Genomic DNA, 16,217 nt, shown 5'->3' on the forward strand with positions numbered 1-16,217 from the left:
GCGTAGTGTCAGTCGACGGATTCATCAACTGATCCAGCGCATTCGCGAGCAAGCCCGCTCCCACATAAGCTTCTTTCGCTGAAATTATGCGGCATCTCTGATTTTGTGCAACGAAGCCGCCACCCACTTGCCAAACGCATCCACCGGTCCCTGCAGGTTGCCCAGGAAATGCGGGTAGATCAGCCACAGATCCATCACCGGCTTGAAGTCCTTGAGCGGCATTGCCGCCAACTGCTCGCGGTGGGCGCTGCGCTCCAGTAACGGGCGGGGTACCAGGCCCAGGCCCAGGCCGTCGGCGACCAGCCCCAGTTGCAGCTCGGTGCCGAAGGTTTCCAGGTTGACCTGCAAGGCCAGGCCCTGGTCCGACAAGGTGCGCTGCAAACCGGCACGGAAGCCGCAGCCATCCGGGTTGAGGATCCAGCCGTTCTGGTACACGTCCGCCAGCTTGCACGGTTTCTTCGGCAGTTGTGCCTTGGCACACACCACCACCAGTTCCATCTTGCCGATGGACTCGCCGATGATGTTGTCGGGGAAGATCTTGCCCGCCGGGAACAACGCCGCCGCCGCGTCCAGCTCGCCGCGCTCGATCTTGCCCACCAACTGGCTGCCCCAGCCGGTGGCGACCTGGGCGCGCAGGTCCGGGTATTCGGTGCGCAGGTGTTTGAGCGCATCCAGCAGCACCACGTCGCCGATGGTCTGCGGCACCCCCAGGCGCAGCAGGCCGGTGGGCGGCGCGTCGGTGGCCACCAACTCGCGCAGGGCGTCCATCTCGCGCAGGATCAGCCGGCATTGTTCATACACCCGCGTGCCGATCAGCGTAGGCTTGAGGGGCTTGGTGTTGCGGTCGAACAGTTCCACCCCCAGCGCCTGCTCGAAGTTCTGCACGCGACGGGTAATCGCCGGCTGGGTCAATTGCAACGACTCGGCGGCATGGCTGATGGACTGGCAACGAATCACTTCGACAAAGGCATCGATATCGTCAATTTTCATTTGGACCGCACATAGAGAACCGTCATTAAGATGTGTGCGAAGCATAGTTGTCCGGACACGCTCTGGATAGTCCGTGCTGCTATCGATAACGTCTAACGCTATTCAGACCAGTTCTAAATTACCTTCTGCTATAAGCTAATCATTAAAAAATAGCATATTAACTATAAACATTATGCTTAGATAAGCCCATCACCACCGAACACCCACGATGGAATTGTCATGACCCAGGCCCGACACCCCGAGAGACTCAGAGCCTTCATAGGCGCCCTGGCGGAATTGATCGACGGCAATCCTCGCGAAGGCGACCTGTTGCACCGTGGCGGCAAGCTGCTGGCGCAACTGGTCAGCCATGACGACTGGCTCCCCGACGAATTCGCCCAACCCGATCCCGAGCGCTACCAGCAGTTTTTGCTGCACGCCGATTCGCGCCAGCGTTTCAGCATCGTCAGCTTTGTGTGGGGGCCGGGGCAAAGCACACCGATCCATGACCATCGGGTCTGGGGCCTGATCGGCATGCTGCGTGGCGCGGAATTTTCCCAGGGTTTCGAACGCGCGCCTGACGGCCGCCTGGTGGCCGAAGGCAAGCCCATTCAACTGGTGCCGGGCCAGGTCGAGGCGGTGTCGCCCAAGGTCGGGGACATCCACCAGGTCAGCAATGCCCACAGCGACCAGGTGTCCATCAGCATTCATGTTTACGGCGCCAATATCGGTGCGGTGCGCCGCGCGGTGTACCAACCCGACGGCAGCGAGAAACTGTTTATCTCCGGTTATTCCAACGCCTTCCTCCCGAACATCTGGGATTTGTCCAAAGAAAAGAGCCCTGCCCTATGAGCACCGTATCGCACCGCAGCTTCGCCCAGATTCGCCAGGCCCTCTTGGACCGTGAAGAAGTCGCCCTGGTCGACGTGCGCGAGGAAGCGCCGTTTGCCGAGTCTCACCCCTTGTTCGCCGCGAACATCCCGCTGTCCAAGCTGGAACTGGAGGTGTATTCGCGGATTCCGCGCCGAGACACGCGCATCACCGTCTATGACAACGGCGAAGGGTTGGCCGTCCGCGCCGCAGAGCGCCTGCTGCATCTGGGTTACAGCAATGTGGCGCTGCTCGAAGGCGGGCTGGAAGGCTGGCGCCAGGCCGGTGGCGAGTTGTTCATCGACGTCAACGTACCGAGCAAAGCCTTTGGCGAACTGGTCGAAAGCGAACGCCACACCCCGTCCCTGGCCGCCGAAGAAGTACAGGCGCTGCTCGACAGCCAGGCCGACGTGGTGGTACTCGACGCGCGCCGCTTCGATGAGTACCAGACCATGAGCATTCCCACCGGCATCAGCGTGCCCGGGGCCGAGTTGGTATTGCGCGCCCGTGAACTGGCGCCGGACCCGTCCACCCGCATCATCGTCAACTGTGCCGGACGCACCCGCAGCATCATCGGCACTCAGTCGCTGATCAATGCCGGCGTGGCCAACCCGGTGTCGGCACTGCGCAACGGCACCATCGGCTGGACCCTGGCCGGGCAGAAGCTCGCCCATGGCCAGTCGCGCCGCTTCGCACCCACCTCCGAAGAACATCGCCAGGTCGCCGCCGTGGACGCGCGCCGTGTCGCCGACAAGGCCCGCGTCGGTCGCGCCACCCTCGCCGACCTGCAACGCTGGCAGCAGGACACGACGCGCACCACCTACCTGTTCGATGTGCGCACTCCGGAAGAATTCGAAGCCGGCCACCTGCCGGGCGCCCGCTCCACCCCCGGCGGCCAATTGGTGCAAGAGACCGATCACGTCGCCAGCGTGCGCGGTGCACGCCTGGTACTGGCGGATGACGACGGTGTGCGCGCGAATATGTCTGCCTCGTGGCTCGCGCAACTGGGCTGGGAGGTGCATGTGCTGGACGATCTGCAACCGGCGCATTTCAGTGAGCCCGGTGCGTGGATCGCCCCGGTACCCGCCCCGCAACAGGCCGAACTGATCAGCCCCCACACCCTGGCCGACTGGCTGAAGCACGGTGACACGGCGGTGCTGGATTTCACCCCGAGCGTGAATTACGTCAAACGCCATATCCCCGGTGCTTTCTGGGCGCTGCGCGCGCAACTGCCCGAGGCCCTGGCCAAGGTACCGCCGGCCGAGCGTTATGTGCTCACGTGCGGCAGCAGCCAATTGGCGCGGCTGGCGGTGGCCGAAGTCGAAGCCCTGACCGGCAAGCCGGTGTTCCTGCTGCAAGGCGGCACCACCCACTGGATCGCCGAACAGTTGCCGCTGGAAGAAGGCGAGACGAACCTGGCCTCGCCGCGCATCGACCGCTACCGCCGCCCCTACGAAGGTACCGATAACCCGAAGGAAGCCATGCAGGCTTACCTCGACTGGGAGTTCGGCCTGGTGGCCCAACTGGGCCGCGACGGCACCCACGGTTTCTACGTGATCTGACCCACCCCGACACCTGCACCCACCGAGGGTGCAGGCCCCACATTCGACCCCTCTCCAGGCGGAGGCTGAACCCACAACGAGAGGACACCCGCATGACCTTGCACATCACTCGCCTGGAACCCACCCTCGGCGCCGAAATCGCCGGTATCGACCTGCGCCGGCCACTGTCCCCCGCCTTGCGCGATGAACTGCGCCAATTACTGCTCAAGCACAAGGTGCTGTTCTTTCGCGACCAGGCCATCGACACCGAACAGCAGATCGCCTTCGCCAAGCAATTCGGCGAGCTGTACGTTCACCCCACCACCCAGCAAAACGATCCGACGCGCCCCCACGCGCACCTGATCGAGGCCCAGGACGAACGCAAACTCTACGGTCCGCGCATCAGCGGGCGCTGGCACACCGACACCAGCTGGCTGCTGCAACCAACCCTCGGCGCGGTACTGCGCGCCGTGGACTTGCCCGACGTCGGCGGCGACACGCTGTGGGCCGACACCGGCGCGGTGTACCGGGCGCTGCCGGACGAGCTGCGCGAAGAAATCGACAACCTCTATGTGGTGCACGACTTCAAGAAGTCCCTGGACAAGGTTGGCTACGACTATCCGATCCTCGCCCACCCACTGGTGCGCACGCACCCGGAGACCGGCGAAGACGGCCTGTTCATCAATTTCTCGCAAAACCCGTCAGTGATCGGCTGGACCCCGCAACAAAGCAAGCAACTGATCGACCGCCTGTTGCAGGAGTTCAACAAGCCGGAACACCATGTGCGCTTCAAATGGCGCCCAGGCTCGGTGGCCTTCTGGGACAACCGCTCCACCCTGCACTACCCGGTCTACAACTACGGCGACTACCCCCGCCGCATGGAACGGGTGCTGATTGCCTACGACGACATTCCCCATCGGGTCAGAGCGGCCAGCGCGGCCTGATCGCACTCCGTAAAACCTGCACAGATCCCATGTGGGAGCGGGCTTGCTCGCGAATGCGTTGATTCAGCCGGCTCATCCATGGCTGACGCACCGTAATCGCGAGCAAGCCCGCTTCCACAGGAGATTTGCGGTGTTCTCTCGTCTTTTGGAATCAACCCCATGCCTCCATCCCGTAGTCAATACAGCGCGGTAGCCTTGAGTCTGCTCGCGCTGCACCTGCCCGCCCACGCCGAAGATCCCGACAAAACCCTCGGTACCGTGGTCGTCACCGGTAACCGCGGCAACCAGGCGCGCACCATCGCCGACAGCCCTTCACCCATCGACGTGATCAGCGCCGAACAATTGCAGGCCAGCGGCAAGGTCGGTCTCAAGGAATTGCTGGCGCGCCTGCTGCCCTCGTTCAACCTGCCGGCGATCAACGGCGGCGGTACGTCGTGGTCGGTACGCGGGGTGACCATGCGTGGGTTGTCCGGCGACCAGGTGCTGGTGCTGGTCAACGGCAAGCGCCGCCACAACACCGCGCTGATCAACAACCTGGCGCGCATCGGCACGGCGGCGGTCCCGGTCAACCTGGACCTGATCCCGGTGTCGGCCATCGACCATATCGAAGTGCTGCGCGACGGCGCGTCCGCCCAATATGGCTCGGATGCGATTGCCGGGGTGATCAATATCATCCTCAAGGAAAACGACAGCGGCGGCAGCGCCGAAACCTCTTTTGGCCGCTACGGCGCGGGCGACGGCGACACGGTGCACCAGACCGTCAACTACGGCCTGGCGCTGCCCAACGACGGCTTCGCCAACCTGGCCCTCGACACCAAGGAACAGGAACCCTTCGACCGCACCGGCAGTGCCACGGGCCGGCTCTACGGCACTGCTGCCGCCCCCGACAGCCGTGACCAGACCGTCAACCGGCATGGCTGGAACCCCAGCTATGGCCTGGGCCGCGAGAAAGTCACCAACGCCAGTTACAACCTTGAACTGCCGCTGCAGGATGACCTCAAGTTCTACTCGTTTTCCACCGCCAGTTACCTGGAGACCACCAAGGTCACCGGCAACTATCGTCCCAACGAAATCACCGCCCTGGCCGGCGACCCGAACACGCCCTACCCCGACGGCATTCATGCGCAACGGCGCAACCGCACCAAGGACTTCCAGATCGCCGGCGGTTTCAAGGGCCTGGTCGGTGGCTGGGATTACGACATCAGTTCCACCTGGGGCGAAGACGATTCCACGCTCAACGCCAACAACACGCTCAACCCGTCATGGGGGCCGACCAGTCCGACCTCGTTCAACCTGGCTTCGCAGATCTTCGACCAGTGGACCAACAACCTGGACGTGAGCCGCAGCTTCGACATCGGCCTCGGCCACCCGCTGCAAACCGCATTCGGCTTTGAATACCGTTGGGAGAAGTACCAGATCGAGGCCGGCGACTACGCGTCCTATACGCCCGGCACTTACGTGTTGCCCAGCGGCCCGTTCGCCGGGCAGACCCCGCTACCGGGGCTGGCCTCCTACAACGGCACCAGCCCGGCGGATGCCGGCGAGATCAGCCGCAGTAACGTCGCCAGTTACCTGGACCTGGGCCTCGACGTGACGGACCGTTGGTACGTCGGCGCGGCGGCGCGCTACGAGCGTTACACCCAGGACATCGGCAGCACCTGGAGCGGCAAGCTGTCGACGCGCTTCAAGCTCACGCCCGAGTTTTCCTTGCGTGGCACGATCAACAATGGCTTTCGCGCACCGTCGCTGGCGCAGACGATTTATGCGTCGTCCACCTTCACCTCCGGCGGCGTGGTCAACGGCCAGCAGGTCTCGGTGCCGGTCAAGGTCCTGCCGGTGGACACCCCCGAGGCCCAGGCCCTGGGCGCCGAAAAACTCAAGCCGGAAAAGTCGCTCAACTACAGCGTTGGCTTTACCTACGAACCCACGCCGAACTACCGCCTGACCATCGACGTTTACCAGATCGGCATCCGTGATCGCATCGTCTCCACCAGCCTGCTGGGCGGGCCGGCGGTGTCGCAGATCCTGGTCGCCAATGGCCTGTCGCCGGGGTTGTACGCGCAGTACTACACCAACGCTGTCGACACCCGCACCCGTGGCATCGACATCGTCAATGAATACCGCCAGCAGCTCGACCGCTACGGCCAGGTGCGCTGGAGCCTCGCCTACAACTGGAACCAGACCAAAATCGAAAAACTTCAGGACACCCCGCCTGCACTGGCCAGCCTGGGCTCCAACTACCAGATCTTCAACCGGCGCCTGCAAAAGGACCTGACCGTCGCCACCCCGCAATCCAAATTGATTCTGGCGGCCAACTGGAAGGTCAGCGCCTACACCCTGAACCTGGCGCTGACCCGCTTCGGCAGTTACACCGAAGGCGACAACAACCCGATCAACGACCGCACGTTCAGTGCCAAATGGATCAGCGATATCGATGCCGCCTACGACATCGACAAGCACTTCACCGTGGCCTTGGGCGCCAACAACCTGTTCAACGTGTACCCGGACAAAAAAGGCATCAAGGATTGGGCCGGCGCCTATGAATACGGGCAATTCTCGCCGTTCGGCTTCGGCGGCGCGTACTACTACACGCGCCTGGCGTACAACTTCTGAGGTCGTTGCGGGAGCTGGGCTGCGACACGGCCCGCTGCGGCCACCGAGGTTTTCCTGGCGGACCGCAGGCGCAGGTCTGGGGGCGCTGCGCGTCCCGGCGCAGGGCAAGCCTGCTCACTACAGAAAACCCATGACATTAGACAACGGGGGGTGTACCCCCACGCCCCACCAAATGCAACAAGAGAATAATCAATCGAAAAATAATCAGTTATTTTAATAATTAATATATAACCAAAAAGAACTTCACAGGTAGTTTTTATAGGCATAACTTAAACCTCTCACCGACCCCTTCTCCAGGCGGAGGTAGCCCAACCCCTTTCTGATTTGCCTGGAGCCTGTATCCCATGGTCTTTGTCACTCCGTTCAAACGCCTGCTCCTGGGCACCGCCCTGGCCCTCGGCCTGATCACCACCGCCCACGCCGCCGACCTGCAACCGCTGCGGGTGGCCAACCAGAAATCCACGATCAAGGCGCTGCTGGAGGTTTCCGGCGAAGCGAAAAATGTGCCCTATGAAATCCAGTGGTCGGAGTTCCCCTCCGCCTCGCCCCTGGGTGAAGCCTTGAATGCCGGCGCCGTGGACATCGGTGCCCTGGGCGATGCGCCCTATGTGTTCGCCCTGGGTGCCGGCGCCTCGCTCAAGGTGGTCAGCATCATCCACGCCGAAGGGCGCAACACCACCGCCGTACTGGTGCCCAAGGACTCGCCGATCAAGACCGTGGCCGACCTCAAGGGCAAGAAAATCGTCACAGGCCGGGGTTCCATCGGCCATTACCTTGCGATCAAGACCCTGGCCGGCGCCGGCCTGAGTACCCAGGACGTGCAGTTCATTTTCCTGCTGCCCAGCGAGTCGCGCCTGGTGCTGGACAACGGTACCGCCGACGCCTGGGCCACCTGGGACCCTTACACCACCGTGGTCACCTCCCAAAGCCAGGCCCGCGTGCTGATCAGCGGCAACCAGTTGCTGAGCAACCACCTCTACCTTGCGGCGACCAGCCAGGCCATCGCCGCCAAGCGCGCGCAACTGGATGACTTTGTCGCACGGCTCGACCGCGCCTACGCCTGGGCCAACGGACACCCCAACGAATACGCCGCCGCCCAGGCCAAGATCACCGGCCTGCCCCTGGCCGTGCACGAGGCCGTGGCCAAGGACACCCACCTGAGCCCGGTGGCGATTGACGACAAGGTAATCAGCGGCCTGCAGACCACCGCCGACATTTACCAGCAAGAAGGCCTGCTGACTAAACACATCGATGTATCGCAAGGCTTCGACAAAAGCTTTAACGCCAAACGCGCACTTATTTCCCAAGCCTCACGCTGATCAAGCGCACCGCGCCCCAAGGAGCAGAACATGAGCAAATCCGAGCAAACCAAACCCCGTCATTTGAAGCTGGGCGCCATGGTGCATGGTGTCGGACACGGCTGGGGCGAATGGCGCCACCCGCAGGCCCAGCCGAATGCCAGCACGAATTTTGGTTTCTATAAGCAGCAAACCGAATTGGCCGAAAGCGCCAAGTTCGACTTCGTGTTCATCGCCGACAGCCTGCACATCCACGCCAAGTCCAGCCCGCACTACCTCAACCGTTTCGAACCACTGACCATCCTCTCGGCGCTCGCGGCGCTGACCACGAATATCGGCCTGGTCGCCACCGTGACCGTCAGCTACACCGAGCCCTACCAGGTGGCGCGCCAGTTCGCCTCGCTCGACCATATCAGCGGCGGCCGCGCCGGCTGGAACGTGGTCACCTCGTGGCTCAGCGGCACCGCCGACAACTTCGGCAAGGCCGAGCACCCACCCCATGCCGTGCGTTATCGCATCGCCAAGGAACACCTCAACGTGGTCAAGGGCCTGTGGGATTCCTGGGAAGACGACGCCTTTGCCTATAACAAGCAGAGCGGCGAATTTTTCACCCCCGACAAGCTGCATGCACTGAATCACAAGGGCGAGTTTTTCTCGGTAAAAGGCCCGTTGAACATCGCCCGCTCGCGCCAGGGCCAGCCGGCGATTTTCCAGGCGGGCACCTCCGAGGACGGGCGCAACTTCGCCGCCGAGAATGCCGACGCGATCTTCGTGCACGTCGAGAACATCGACGAGGCCAAGGCCTATACAGCTGACCTCAACCGCCGCGCCCGGGGCTTTGGCCGCAACGCCGACAGCCTGTCGATCCTGCCGGGCATCCGCCCCATCGTCGGGCGTGATGCCGCCGAGGTGGAAAGCCGTTACCAGCAGGCCGTGGACCTGGTCACGGTGGAAGACGCCATCGTCGCCCTGGGTCGCCCGTTCAACGACCACGACTTCAGCCAGTACCCGCTGGATGCGCCCTTCCCGGAGCTCGGTGACCTCGGTTCCAACAGCCAGAAAGGCGGTTCCGACCGCATCAAGCAACTGGCCCGTGACGAGGGCTTGACGCTGCGTGAAGTGGCGCTGCGGTTCTCGCGGCCCAAGCGTGATTTTGTCGGCACGCCCGAGCAGGTCGCCGACGCGATCCAGACCTGGTTCGAAACCGGCGCCAGCGATGGTTTCATCATCAACTCGGTGCTGCCGGATGGCCTGCAATACTTCACCGAACTGGTGGTGCCCGTGTTGCAACAACGCGGCCTGTTCCGCACCGAGTACACCGGCCAGACCCTGCGCGACAACCTCGGCCTGGACGTACCGACCAACCGCTACAACGTCACCACCGAGGTCGAAGCACCGCAGGAGGCGCTGGCATGAGCGAATCCCTCAATCGTCAGTTGGCCGACCTGCACGCCGAACGTGTGGCGACCTGGGCGCCGGCTGCCTTGAAGATCAATATCGACCAGCGCCGGCGCCTGGTGGATGAAGCGCGGGAAGACGACTACGTGCAGGTGGGCGACGAGCTTGACCCGTTCACCCTGCTCAATGTCGAAGGCGGCGAACTCAGTCGCGACCTGTTGTTGGCCGACGGCCCGGCGGTGCTGATCTTCTTCCGCTTCGCCGGCTGCCCGGCGTGCAACATCGCCCTGCCCTATTACCAACGCCAGCTATACCCGCGCTTGCGCGAACTGGGCGTGCCGCTGGTAGCGGTCAGCCCACAGGTGCCGGAGCGCCTGGTGGAAATCAAGACCCGCCACCACCTGCAACTGCTGGTAGCCAGCGACCGGGACAATAATCTCGGGCGGCGCCTGGGCATCCTCTACAGCTTCGACGAAGCCTCGCGCAGCGCAGCGCTGGCCAAGGGCAACAGCATCGGCGAGACCACCGGCACCGGTACCTGGGAGTTGCCGCAACCGACCGTTGTGGTGATTGCCCAGGACGGCACCGTGGCCTTTGTCGAGGTCAGCCCGGACTGGCTGGTGCGCACCGAAGCCGAACCGGTGCTGCGCGTCGTCGAACACCTGTTGGGCCAACAGCCTGTGCAACTGGCGATCTGATTCGGAGCCGACCATGACCCATACGATCAAACACGGACAGTTCAATCGTCGCGGCTTTCTCGGCGCCAGTTCCCTGGCCCTGGGCGCCCTGGGGTTGTCTTCCCTGGGGCTGGCGCCGCGTGCGTTCGGCGCCGCCAATACACTCTCGGAGCTGACCCTGGCGGTGGCTACCTATCGCGGCCAGGACTCCTACTTCAGCGATGACGCCGGAGTTTCCGAGCGTCCCTACAAGGTCGACTTCGCCGAGTTCGCCGGCGGCAACCTGATTGTCGAAGCCCTGGCCTCCGGCAGCCTGGACATCGGCGGCATGAGCGAGATCCCGCCGATCTTCGCGATCCAGAGCCACCGCGAACCCAGGCTGATCGCAGTGCTCGAAGGCGATGTGAACAACCAGGTGATCCTGATTCCCAAGGACTCAAGACTCGAAACCATCGACCAGCTCAAGGGCAAGCGCGTGGGGTACGTGCGCTCCACCACGTCCCACTATTTTCTGATCAAGGCGCTGAAAGAACAGGGCCTGACCTTCAACGACATCACCGCCGTGCCGCTCACCCCGCAGGACGGTTTCAGCGCGTTCCAGAGCGGCCAGCTGGATGCCTGGGTGATCTATGGCGTGTTTATCCAGCTGGCGAAATTCCGCAGCGGCGCGCGGGTGCTGAAAACCGCCCTGGGTTATCTCTCGGGCAACTACCTGATCGGCGCCCGCCCCGCCGCACTGCAGGACCCGCTGCGCGTCACGGCGATCCAGGACTACCTGCAACGCCAGGCCCGCACACTGGAATGGATGAACAACAATCCCGAGCCCTGGGCGGCGAAGTCCGCGCAACTGCTGGGGGTGGACAAGGCGGTGTTCCTCGACATGTACAACAGCCGCAGCCAGCCCTACAAACTGCGCGAAGTGAACGACGCGGCCATCGCCTCCCAGCAGGAAGTGGCGGACCTGTTTTTCAATGCCGGTGTGTTGAGCGAACGACTGGACGTCAGCCCGTTATGGGACCGGCAGTTCAAGCTGCTGCCGATCTGAACCCGCCCTCCACACGACGAGCCCCTCATGAGCCAATCCTCACAACCCTCTTTACGTTCCGTGGAAGTGGCCAACTTCGACGCGTTGCTCGAACGCCTCAGCGCCGAGCTGGCCGGCACCGCGCACCTGTACGACGACAGCGGCGCCTTCCCCCATGCCAACTTCAAACGGCTGCACGCGCTGGGTCTGGTCGCCCTGACCGTGCCCAAGGCCCTGGGCGGCGGCGGTGCCAGCCTGCCCCAGGCGCGCAAGGCGATCAGTGCGATTGCCAAGGGCGAGCCCTCCACCGCGTTGATCCTGGTGATGCAATACCTGCAACACGCGCGCCTGCAAGACAGCAAGAGCTGGCCGGCGCACCTGCGTACGCAAGTCGCCGCAGACGCGGTACGCAACGGCGCGCTGATCAACGCCCTGCGCGTCGAGCCCGACCTCGGCACCCCGGCCCGTGGCGGCCTGCCGGCGACCACTGCGGTGCGCACTGCCGAAGGCTGGCGCATCAGCGGGCGCAAGATCTACTCCACCGGCAGCCATGGCCTGAGCTGGTTCACCGTGTGGGCGCGCAGTGACGACGACGACCCGTTGGTAGGCGCCTGGCTGGTGCCCAAGGACAGCCCCGGTGTGAGCATCATCGACACCTGGGATCACCTGGGCATGCGCGCCACTTGCAGCCATGAAGTCGTGCTCGACAACGTGCTGGTACCGCTGGACCACGCGGTCAGCGTCAGCCCGTGGAGCGCCCCGCAAGCGGAGCTCGATGCCGAGCTGTTCCTGTGGATGTCGGTGTTGCTGTCGTCGGTGTACGACGCGGTGGCGCAGGCCGCGCGGGACTGGCTGGTGAACTGGCTGGAAGAACGCAAGCCGTCCAACCTCGGCGCCGCGCTGTCCAGCCTGCCACGCTTTCAGGAAACCGTCGGGCACATCGACACCCTGCTGTTCGCCAACCGCAGCCTGCTCGACGCCGCTGCCGACGGCCACACCCCGGCGGCCAATGCCGCGCAGTTGAAGTACCTGGTTACCGGCAATGCCATCCGCGCGGTGGAACTGGCCATCGAAGCGTCGGGCAACCCCGGCCTGTCACGCCACAGCCCGCTGCAACGGCATTACCGCGACGTGCTGTGCAGCCGCGTGCATACGCCACAGAACGACGCCGTGCTGCAAGGCGTCGGCAAGGCCGTCTTCGCCCAACGTCAGAAGGAACGCCCATGAGCCACGTGATTGTCGCCAGCCAGCTGGACGAAGAATTCAACGCCGTGATCCGCCAGCGCCTGGCGCTGAGTCACCCGCAGGCCAAGGTGATCGGCATGCCGACCGGCGTGCCGAGCGACTTGCCGCCCCAGGCGAATATCCTGCTGCTGCGCCCCATCAACGTGCGCGGCTATACCGCACCGGACACCCCGCCACCGGGCTGGCCCTACGGGGCGCAGTGGGTGCACCTGGTGTCGTCGGGCATCGACTTCTATCCACAGTGGCTGTTCAACGGCCCGCCAGTGACCACTTCAAGAGGCAGCGCCGCGGATAACCTGGCCGAATTTGCCCTGGCGGCGATCTTCGCGGCGTCCAAGTATTTGCCGGATATCTGGGTGAAAGACGCGCAGTGGCATTTCACGCCGTTGCGCCCGCTCAAGGGCACCACCCTGGGCATTCTCGGCTTTGGTGCGATTGGCGAGCGGCTGGCGCACAAAGCCCTGGCGCTGGGAATCAACGTCGTGGCGCTGCGCCAAAGCCGGACGCCGTTCAGTGCGGGGGTGGAAACCGCCAGGGATATCCATGACCTGTTCGCCCGCGCTGACCACCTGGTGGTGGCCGCACCGCTGACCGAGGCCACGCGCACGATCATCAACCGCGACGTACTGCGCAGCGCCAAGCCGGGGCTGCACCTGATCAACATTGCGCGTGGTGGTTTGCTGGATCAGGAGGCGCTGCTGGAAGCGCTGGACAACGGCCAGATCGGCCTGGCCTCGCTGGATGTGACGGAGCCTGAACCGTTGCCGGACGGGCACCCGTTATATACGCACCCGAGGGTCAGGCTGTCGCCGCATACCTCGGCGATTTCGACCCATAGCCGGCATGAGATCGCCGATGCGTTCCTGGCCAACCTGGAGCGTTATGTGACGGGTGCGCCACTGGCGAACCTGGTTAACGCCTGATAGTTGAGATAGGTCCTGCTTACCCCAGAAATATCGGCTTGGCCTGATGCTTTTGTGGTGAGCAGGCTTGTCGAATCGTCGCACCGCCTGCGCCGGGCTGCGCAGCAGTCCCAACAAGGTCATCGCGTTTTTCCAGAGAAAACTGGGGGGCAGGTTTCAGGGCCGCTGCGCGGCCCGGCGCGGGGCAAGCCCGCTCACTACAAAGGTCCTGTTTGCCCCGGGAATATCGGCTTGGCCTGATGTTTTTTGTGGTGAGCAGGCTTGTCCTGCGCCGGGGCGCGTAGCGGCCCCAACAAGGTCATCGCGTTTTTCCAGAGAAAACTGGGTGGCAGGTTTCAGGGCCGCTGCGCGGCCCGGCGCGGGGCAAGCCCGCTCACTACAGTCCAGCTTTTCATACCCGGAATATCATCAGATATTCGCATTACTATAAAAATATAAATGTCTATTTTTTATAATTAACTTATAACTAATCGGACTTTTACGACGGCGATTTATACAAATACTGTTACATCCAGCACCGACCCCTGACCAGGTGGAGGCCTTGCCTAAACCGTCAATTCAATCAGGGGTTCATCATGCGTCACATCGCCGTTCCCGATCGCCTGGCACTCGCCATTTCCCTCACGCTGTTCGGTGCGTCTGTCCACGCTGACGACGCCGCCCTGCCGGTGGTCAACGTCACTGCCGAACACCGCAGCGAAGACCTGCAGAAAACCCCGCTGGCGATTTCTGCGTTCGATGAAAAAACCCTCGACGATAAACAGATCCGCAGCGTGCGCGACCTGGCGGGCCAGGTGCCGAACCTGACCCTCAGCCGCCAGTCGATCTCGTACAGCGCCCAGACCTACGGCATTCGCGGTATCGGTGAAACCGACCCGATCCAGGAAGCCGCCGTGGCGGTGTATGCCGACGATCTTTACATCCCGCGGGCGATTTCCTCGATGCTCGACTTCAACGATGTGGAGCGCGTCGAAGTGCTGCGCGGTCCCCAAGGCACCTTGTACGGACGCAACAGCAGCGCCGGTGCGATACGCGTGATCACCCGCGATCCCACCCAGGAAACACGTGGTTTCGTCGAGCTGGGCGCGGGCAGTTACAACGCGCAGCACGGGCGCTTCCTGATCAGCGGCCCCCTGGTGGACAACGCTCTGTTCGGCAGCTTTTCGGCGATCCGCCTGAGCCGTGATGGCACGGTGTCCGACCCTACGCGCGGCAAGGATGTGAACAACATCGATATCCAGTCCTATCGCGGCAAGCTGCGCTACAAACCCGAAGATTCGCCATGGGATGTGCAACTGACCCTCGCCGGCACCTTCGACCGTGGCGATACCACCAGCTACACACCGTTCGATGCCAACGGCCACTTCGACAAGTTCAAGAGCTACAGCAGCCTCGACCCGAAAAACCGCCTCGATCAGGGCAGTTCGGTACTGCGCGCGATCTACACCATCGACGATCACTTGAACGTCAAGTCGGTCAGCGCCTGGTCGTCCTTCAACCAGCCGGTGGACTACGACAACTCCGGCCAGGCCGCGCTGATCCAGAACAACCTGATCCTCTACAAGCAGAACTACGCCACCCATGAATTCCAGCTGAACGGCGACTACGACGACTTCAGTTTCAGCACCGGCCTGTACCTGTACCGCGAACGCTTCGACGCCGACCGCGACAACCTCACCTATTCCATCACGCGCAACCAGGTGATCGGCCAGGGCCAGTACAGCACCACCAACACCGAGAGTTACGCGTTGTATGGCCAGGGCACCTACAAGCTCACGCCACAACTGTCACTGATCGCCGGCCTGCGCTTTACCCGCGAACACAAGAACTTCGATTTCACCAATTACGCGATCACCACCGAGCGGCAGATCACCGGCACCAACTTCGTGGCCGAGTCGAGCAAATCGTGGCAGTCCACCAGCCCGAAAATCGGCGTCGAGTACGCCTGGACGCCCCACTTCAACCAGTACGCCTACGTCGCCAAGGGCTTCAAGGTCGGGGGCTATGACAACCGCGCGCCAACCCGGCTCGCGGCTGAACAGGCGTTTTCTCCGGAGGATGTGACCACCTGGGAGACCGGCTTCAAGGGTGACTTCTTCGACCAGCGCCTGCGCGCCAACGTGGCGCTGTTCTACAACGACTACAAAGACTTGCAGACCAATGCCTACGATCCGGCGCTGGGGGTGAGCCTGCGCACCAACGTTGGTCGGGCCCACACCTACGGCGTTGAGCTGGAAACCCTCACCGCCCTGAGCCGCGACCTGCAACTGAGCGCCAACCTCGGCTACCTGGAAAGCCAGTACGACGACTTCCAGAACGCCGCCGGTGCCGGCGTGGATGCCAACGGCAAGCAGCTGGTGCTCTCGCCGCGCTGGAACGCCAGCGTCGGTTTGAACTACACGATCCCCGCCGGTTTGCCCGGTACCTGGCTGGCCGGCACCGATGCGCAGTTCCAGACCAAGTCCTACGCCAACGCGTTGAACGACGACATCCAGGAAGTGCCGCAACAGACCTTCTGGAACGCCAACACCCGCTACATCAGCGGCGACGGCCACTGGACCACCACCCTCGCGGTGAAAAACCTGCTGGATCGCGCCTACCCGCAATCGGTGGGTTACGTGCCGTCCAGCGGTGCCCGCTACTACTCGATCAATGACCCTCGGACGCTGTTGCTGTCCGTGCGCTACGACCTCTGACCCCCGCTGTTTCAAGGAG

General features: G+C 63.2%; 12 protein-coding genes. 11 read left to right on the plus strand and 1 reads right to left on the minus strand.

Going from position 1 to position 16,217, the window contains the following annotated elements; translation table 11 throughout:
- Positions 1-84: 84 nt before the first annotated feature.
- On the minus strand, positions 85-990 hold the full coding sequence (locus tag ACW9IB_RS08520) for a LysR family transcriptional regulator (protein ID WP_457413218.1): 906 nt from the start codon (positions 988-990) through the stop codon (positions 85-87).
- A 219-nt stretch (positions 991-1,209) separates the two neighbouring features.
- Between ACW9IB_RS08520 and ACW9IB_RS08525 the strand changes: the two genes are divergently transcribed.
- From ACW9IB_RS08525 to ACW9IB_RS08575, 11 genes are all read left to right on the plus strand, one after another.
- Complete coding sequence (locus ACW9IB_RS08525; RefSeq protein WP_065906162.1) at positions 1,210-1,821, plus strand: cysteine dioxygenase family protein; 612 nt, start codon at positions 1,210-1,212, stop codon at positions 1,819-1,821.
- Positions 1,818-3,401: a rhodanese-related sulfurtransferase gene (locus ACW9IB_RS08530; RefSeq protein WP_457413219.1), complete on the plus strand. Its 1,584-nt coding sequence runs from the start codon at positions 1,818-1,820 to the stop codon at positions 3,399-3,401. Before ACW9IB_RS08525 ends, ACW9IB_RS08530 begins: the two co-directional genes overlap by 4 nt.
- Before the next feature lie 92 nt (positions 3,402-3,493).
- Positions 3,494-4,324 (plus strand): TauD/TfdA dioxygenase family protein, encoded by an 831-nt coding sequence (locus ACW9IB_RS08535; RefSeq protein WP_457413221.1) that lies wholly within the window; start codon positions 3,494-3,496, stop codon positions 4,322-4,324.
- A 159-nt stretch (positions 4,325-4,483) separates the two neighbouring features.
- Positions 4,484-6,937, plus strand: coding sequence for a TonB-dependent receptor plug domain-containing protein (locus ACW9IB_RS08540; RefSeq protein ID WP_457413223.1), 2,454 nt, complete (start codon positions 4,484-4,486; stop codon positions 6,935-6,937).
- 344 nt (positions 6,938-7,281) lie between these two features.
- Entirely contained in the window at positions 7,282-8,256 is a 975-nt protein-coding gene (locus ACW9IB_RS08545; RefSeq protein ID WP_457413224.1) for an ABC transporter substrate-binding protein, read from the plus strand.
- Between the two features lie 30 nt (positions 8,257-8,286).
- A complete protein-coding gene (locus ACW9IB_RS08550; protein WP_457413225.1) occupies positions 8,287-9,651 on the plus strand; it encodes an LLM class flavin-dependent oxidoreductase in 1,365 nt (454 codons plus the stop codon).
- A complete protein-coding gene (locus ACW9IB_RS08555) occupies positions 9,648-10,331 on the plus strand; it encodes a peroxiredoxin-like family protein (RefSeq protein WP_457413227.1) in 684 nt (227 codons plus the stop codon). Before ACW9IB_RS08550 ends, ACW9IB_RS08555 begins: the two co-directional genes overlap by 4 nt.
- Positions 10,332-10,344: 13 nt before the next feature.
- Positions 10,345-11,355: an ABC transporter substrate-binding protein gene (locus ACW9IB_RS08560; RefSeq protein WP_457364023.1), complete on the plus strand. Its 1,011-nt coding sequence runs from the start codon at positions 10,345-10,347 to the stop codon at positions 11,353-11,355.
- A gap of 27 nt (positions 11,356-11,382) precedes the next feature.
- The gene (locus tag ACW9IB_RS08565) at positions 11,383-12,561 is read left to right on the plus strand and encodes an acyl-CoA dehydrogenase family protein (protein WP_457413228.1); all 1,179 of its coding nucleotides are present in this window, start codon (positions 11,383-11,385) and stop codon (positions 12,559-12,561) included.
- A complete protein-coding gene (locus ACW9IB_RS08570) occupies positions 12,558-13,502 on the plus strand; it encodes a D-isomer specific 2-hydroxyacid dehydrogenase family protein (protein WP_457413230.1) in 945 nt (314 codons plus the stop codon). Before ACW9IB_RS08565 ends, ACW9IB_RS08570 begins: the two co-directional genes overlap by 4 nt.
- 575 nt (positions 13,503-14,077) lie before the next feature.
- Entirely contained in the window at positions 14,078-16,198 is a 2,121-nt protein-coding gene (locus ACW9IB_RS08575) for a TonB-dependent receptor (protein ID WP_457413231.1), read from the plus strand.
- The last annotated feature ends 19 nt before the right edge of the window (positions 16,199-16,217 follow it).

This window comes from Pseudomonas sp. SDO524_S393, assembly GCF_054071875.1.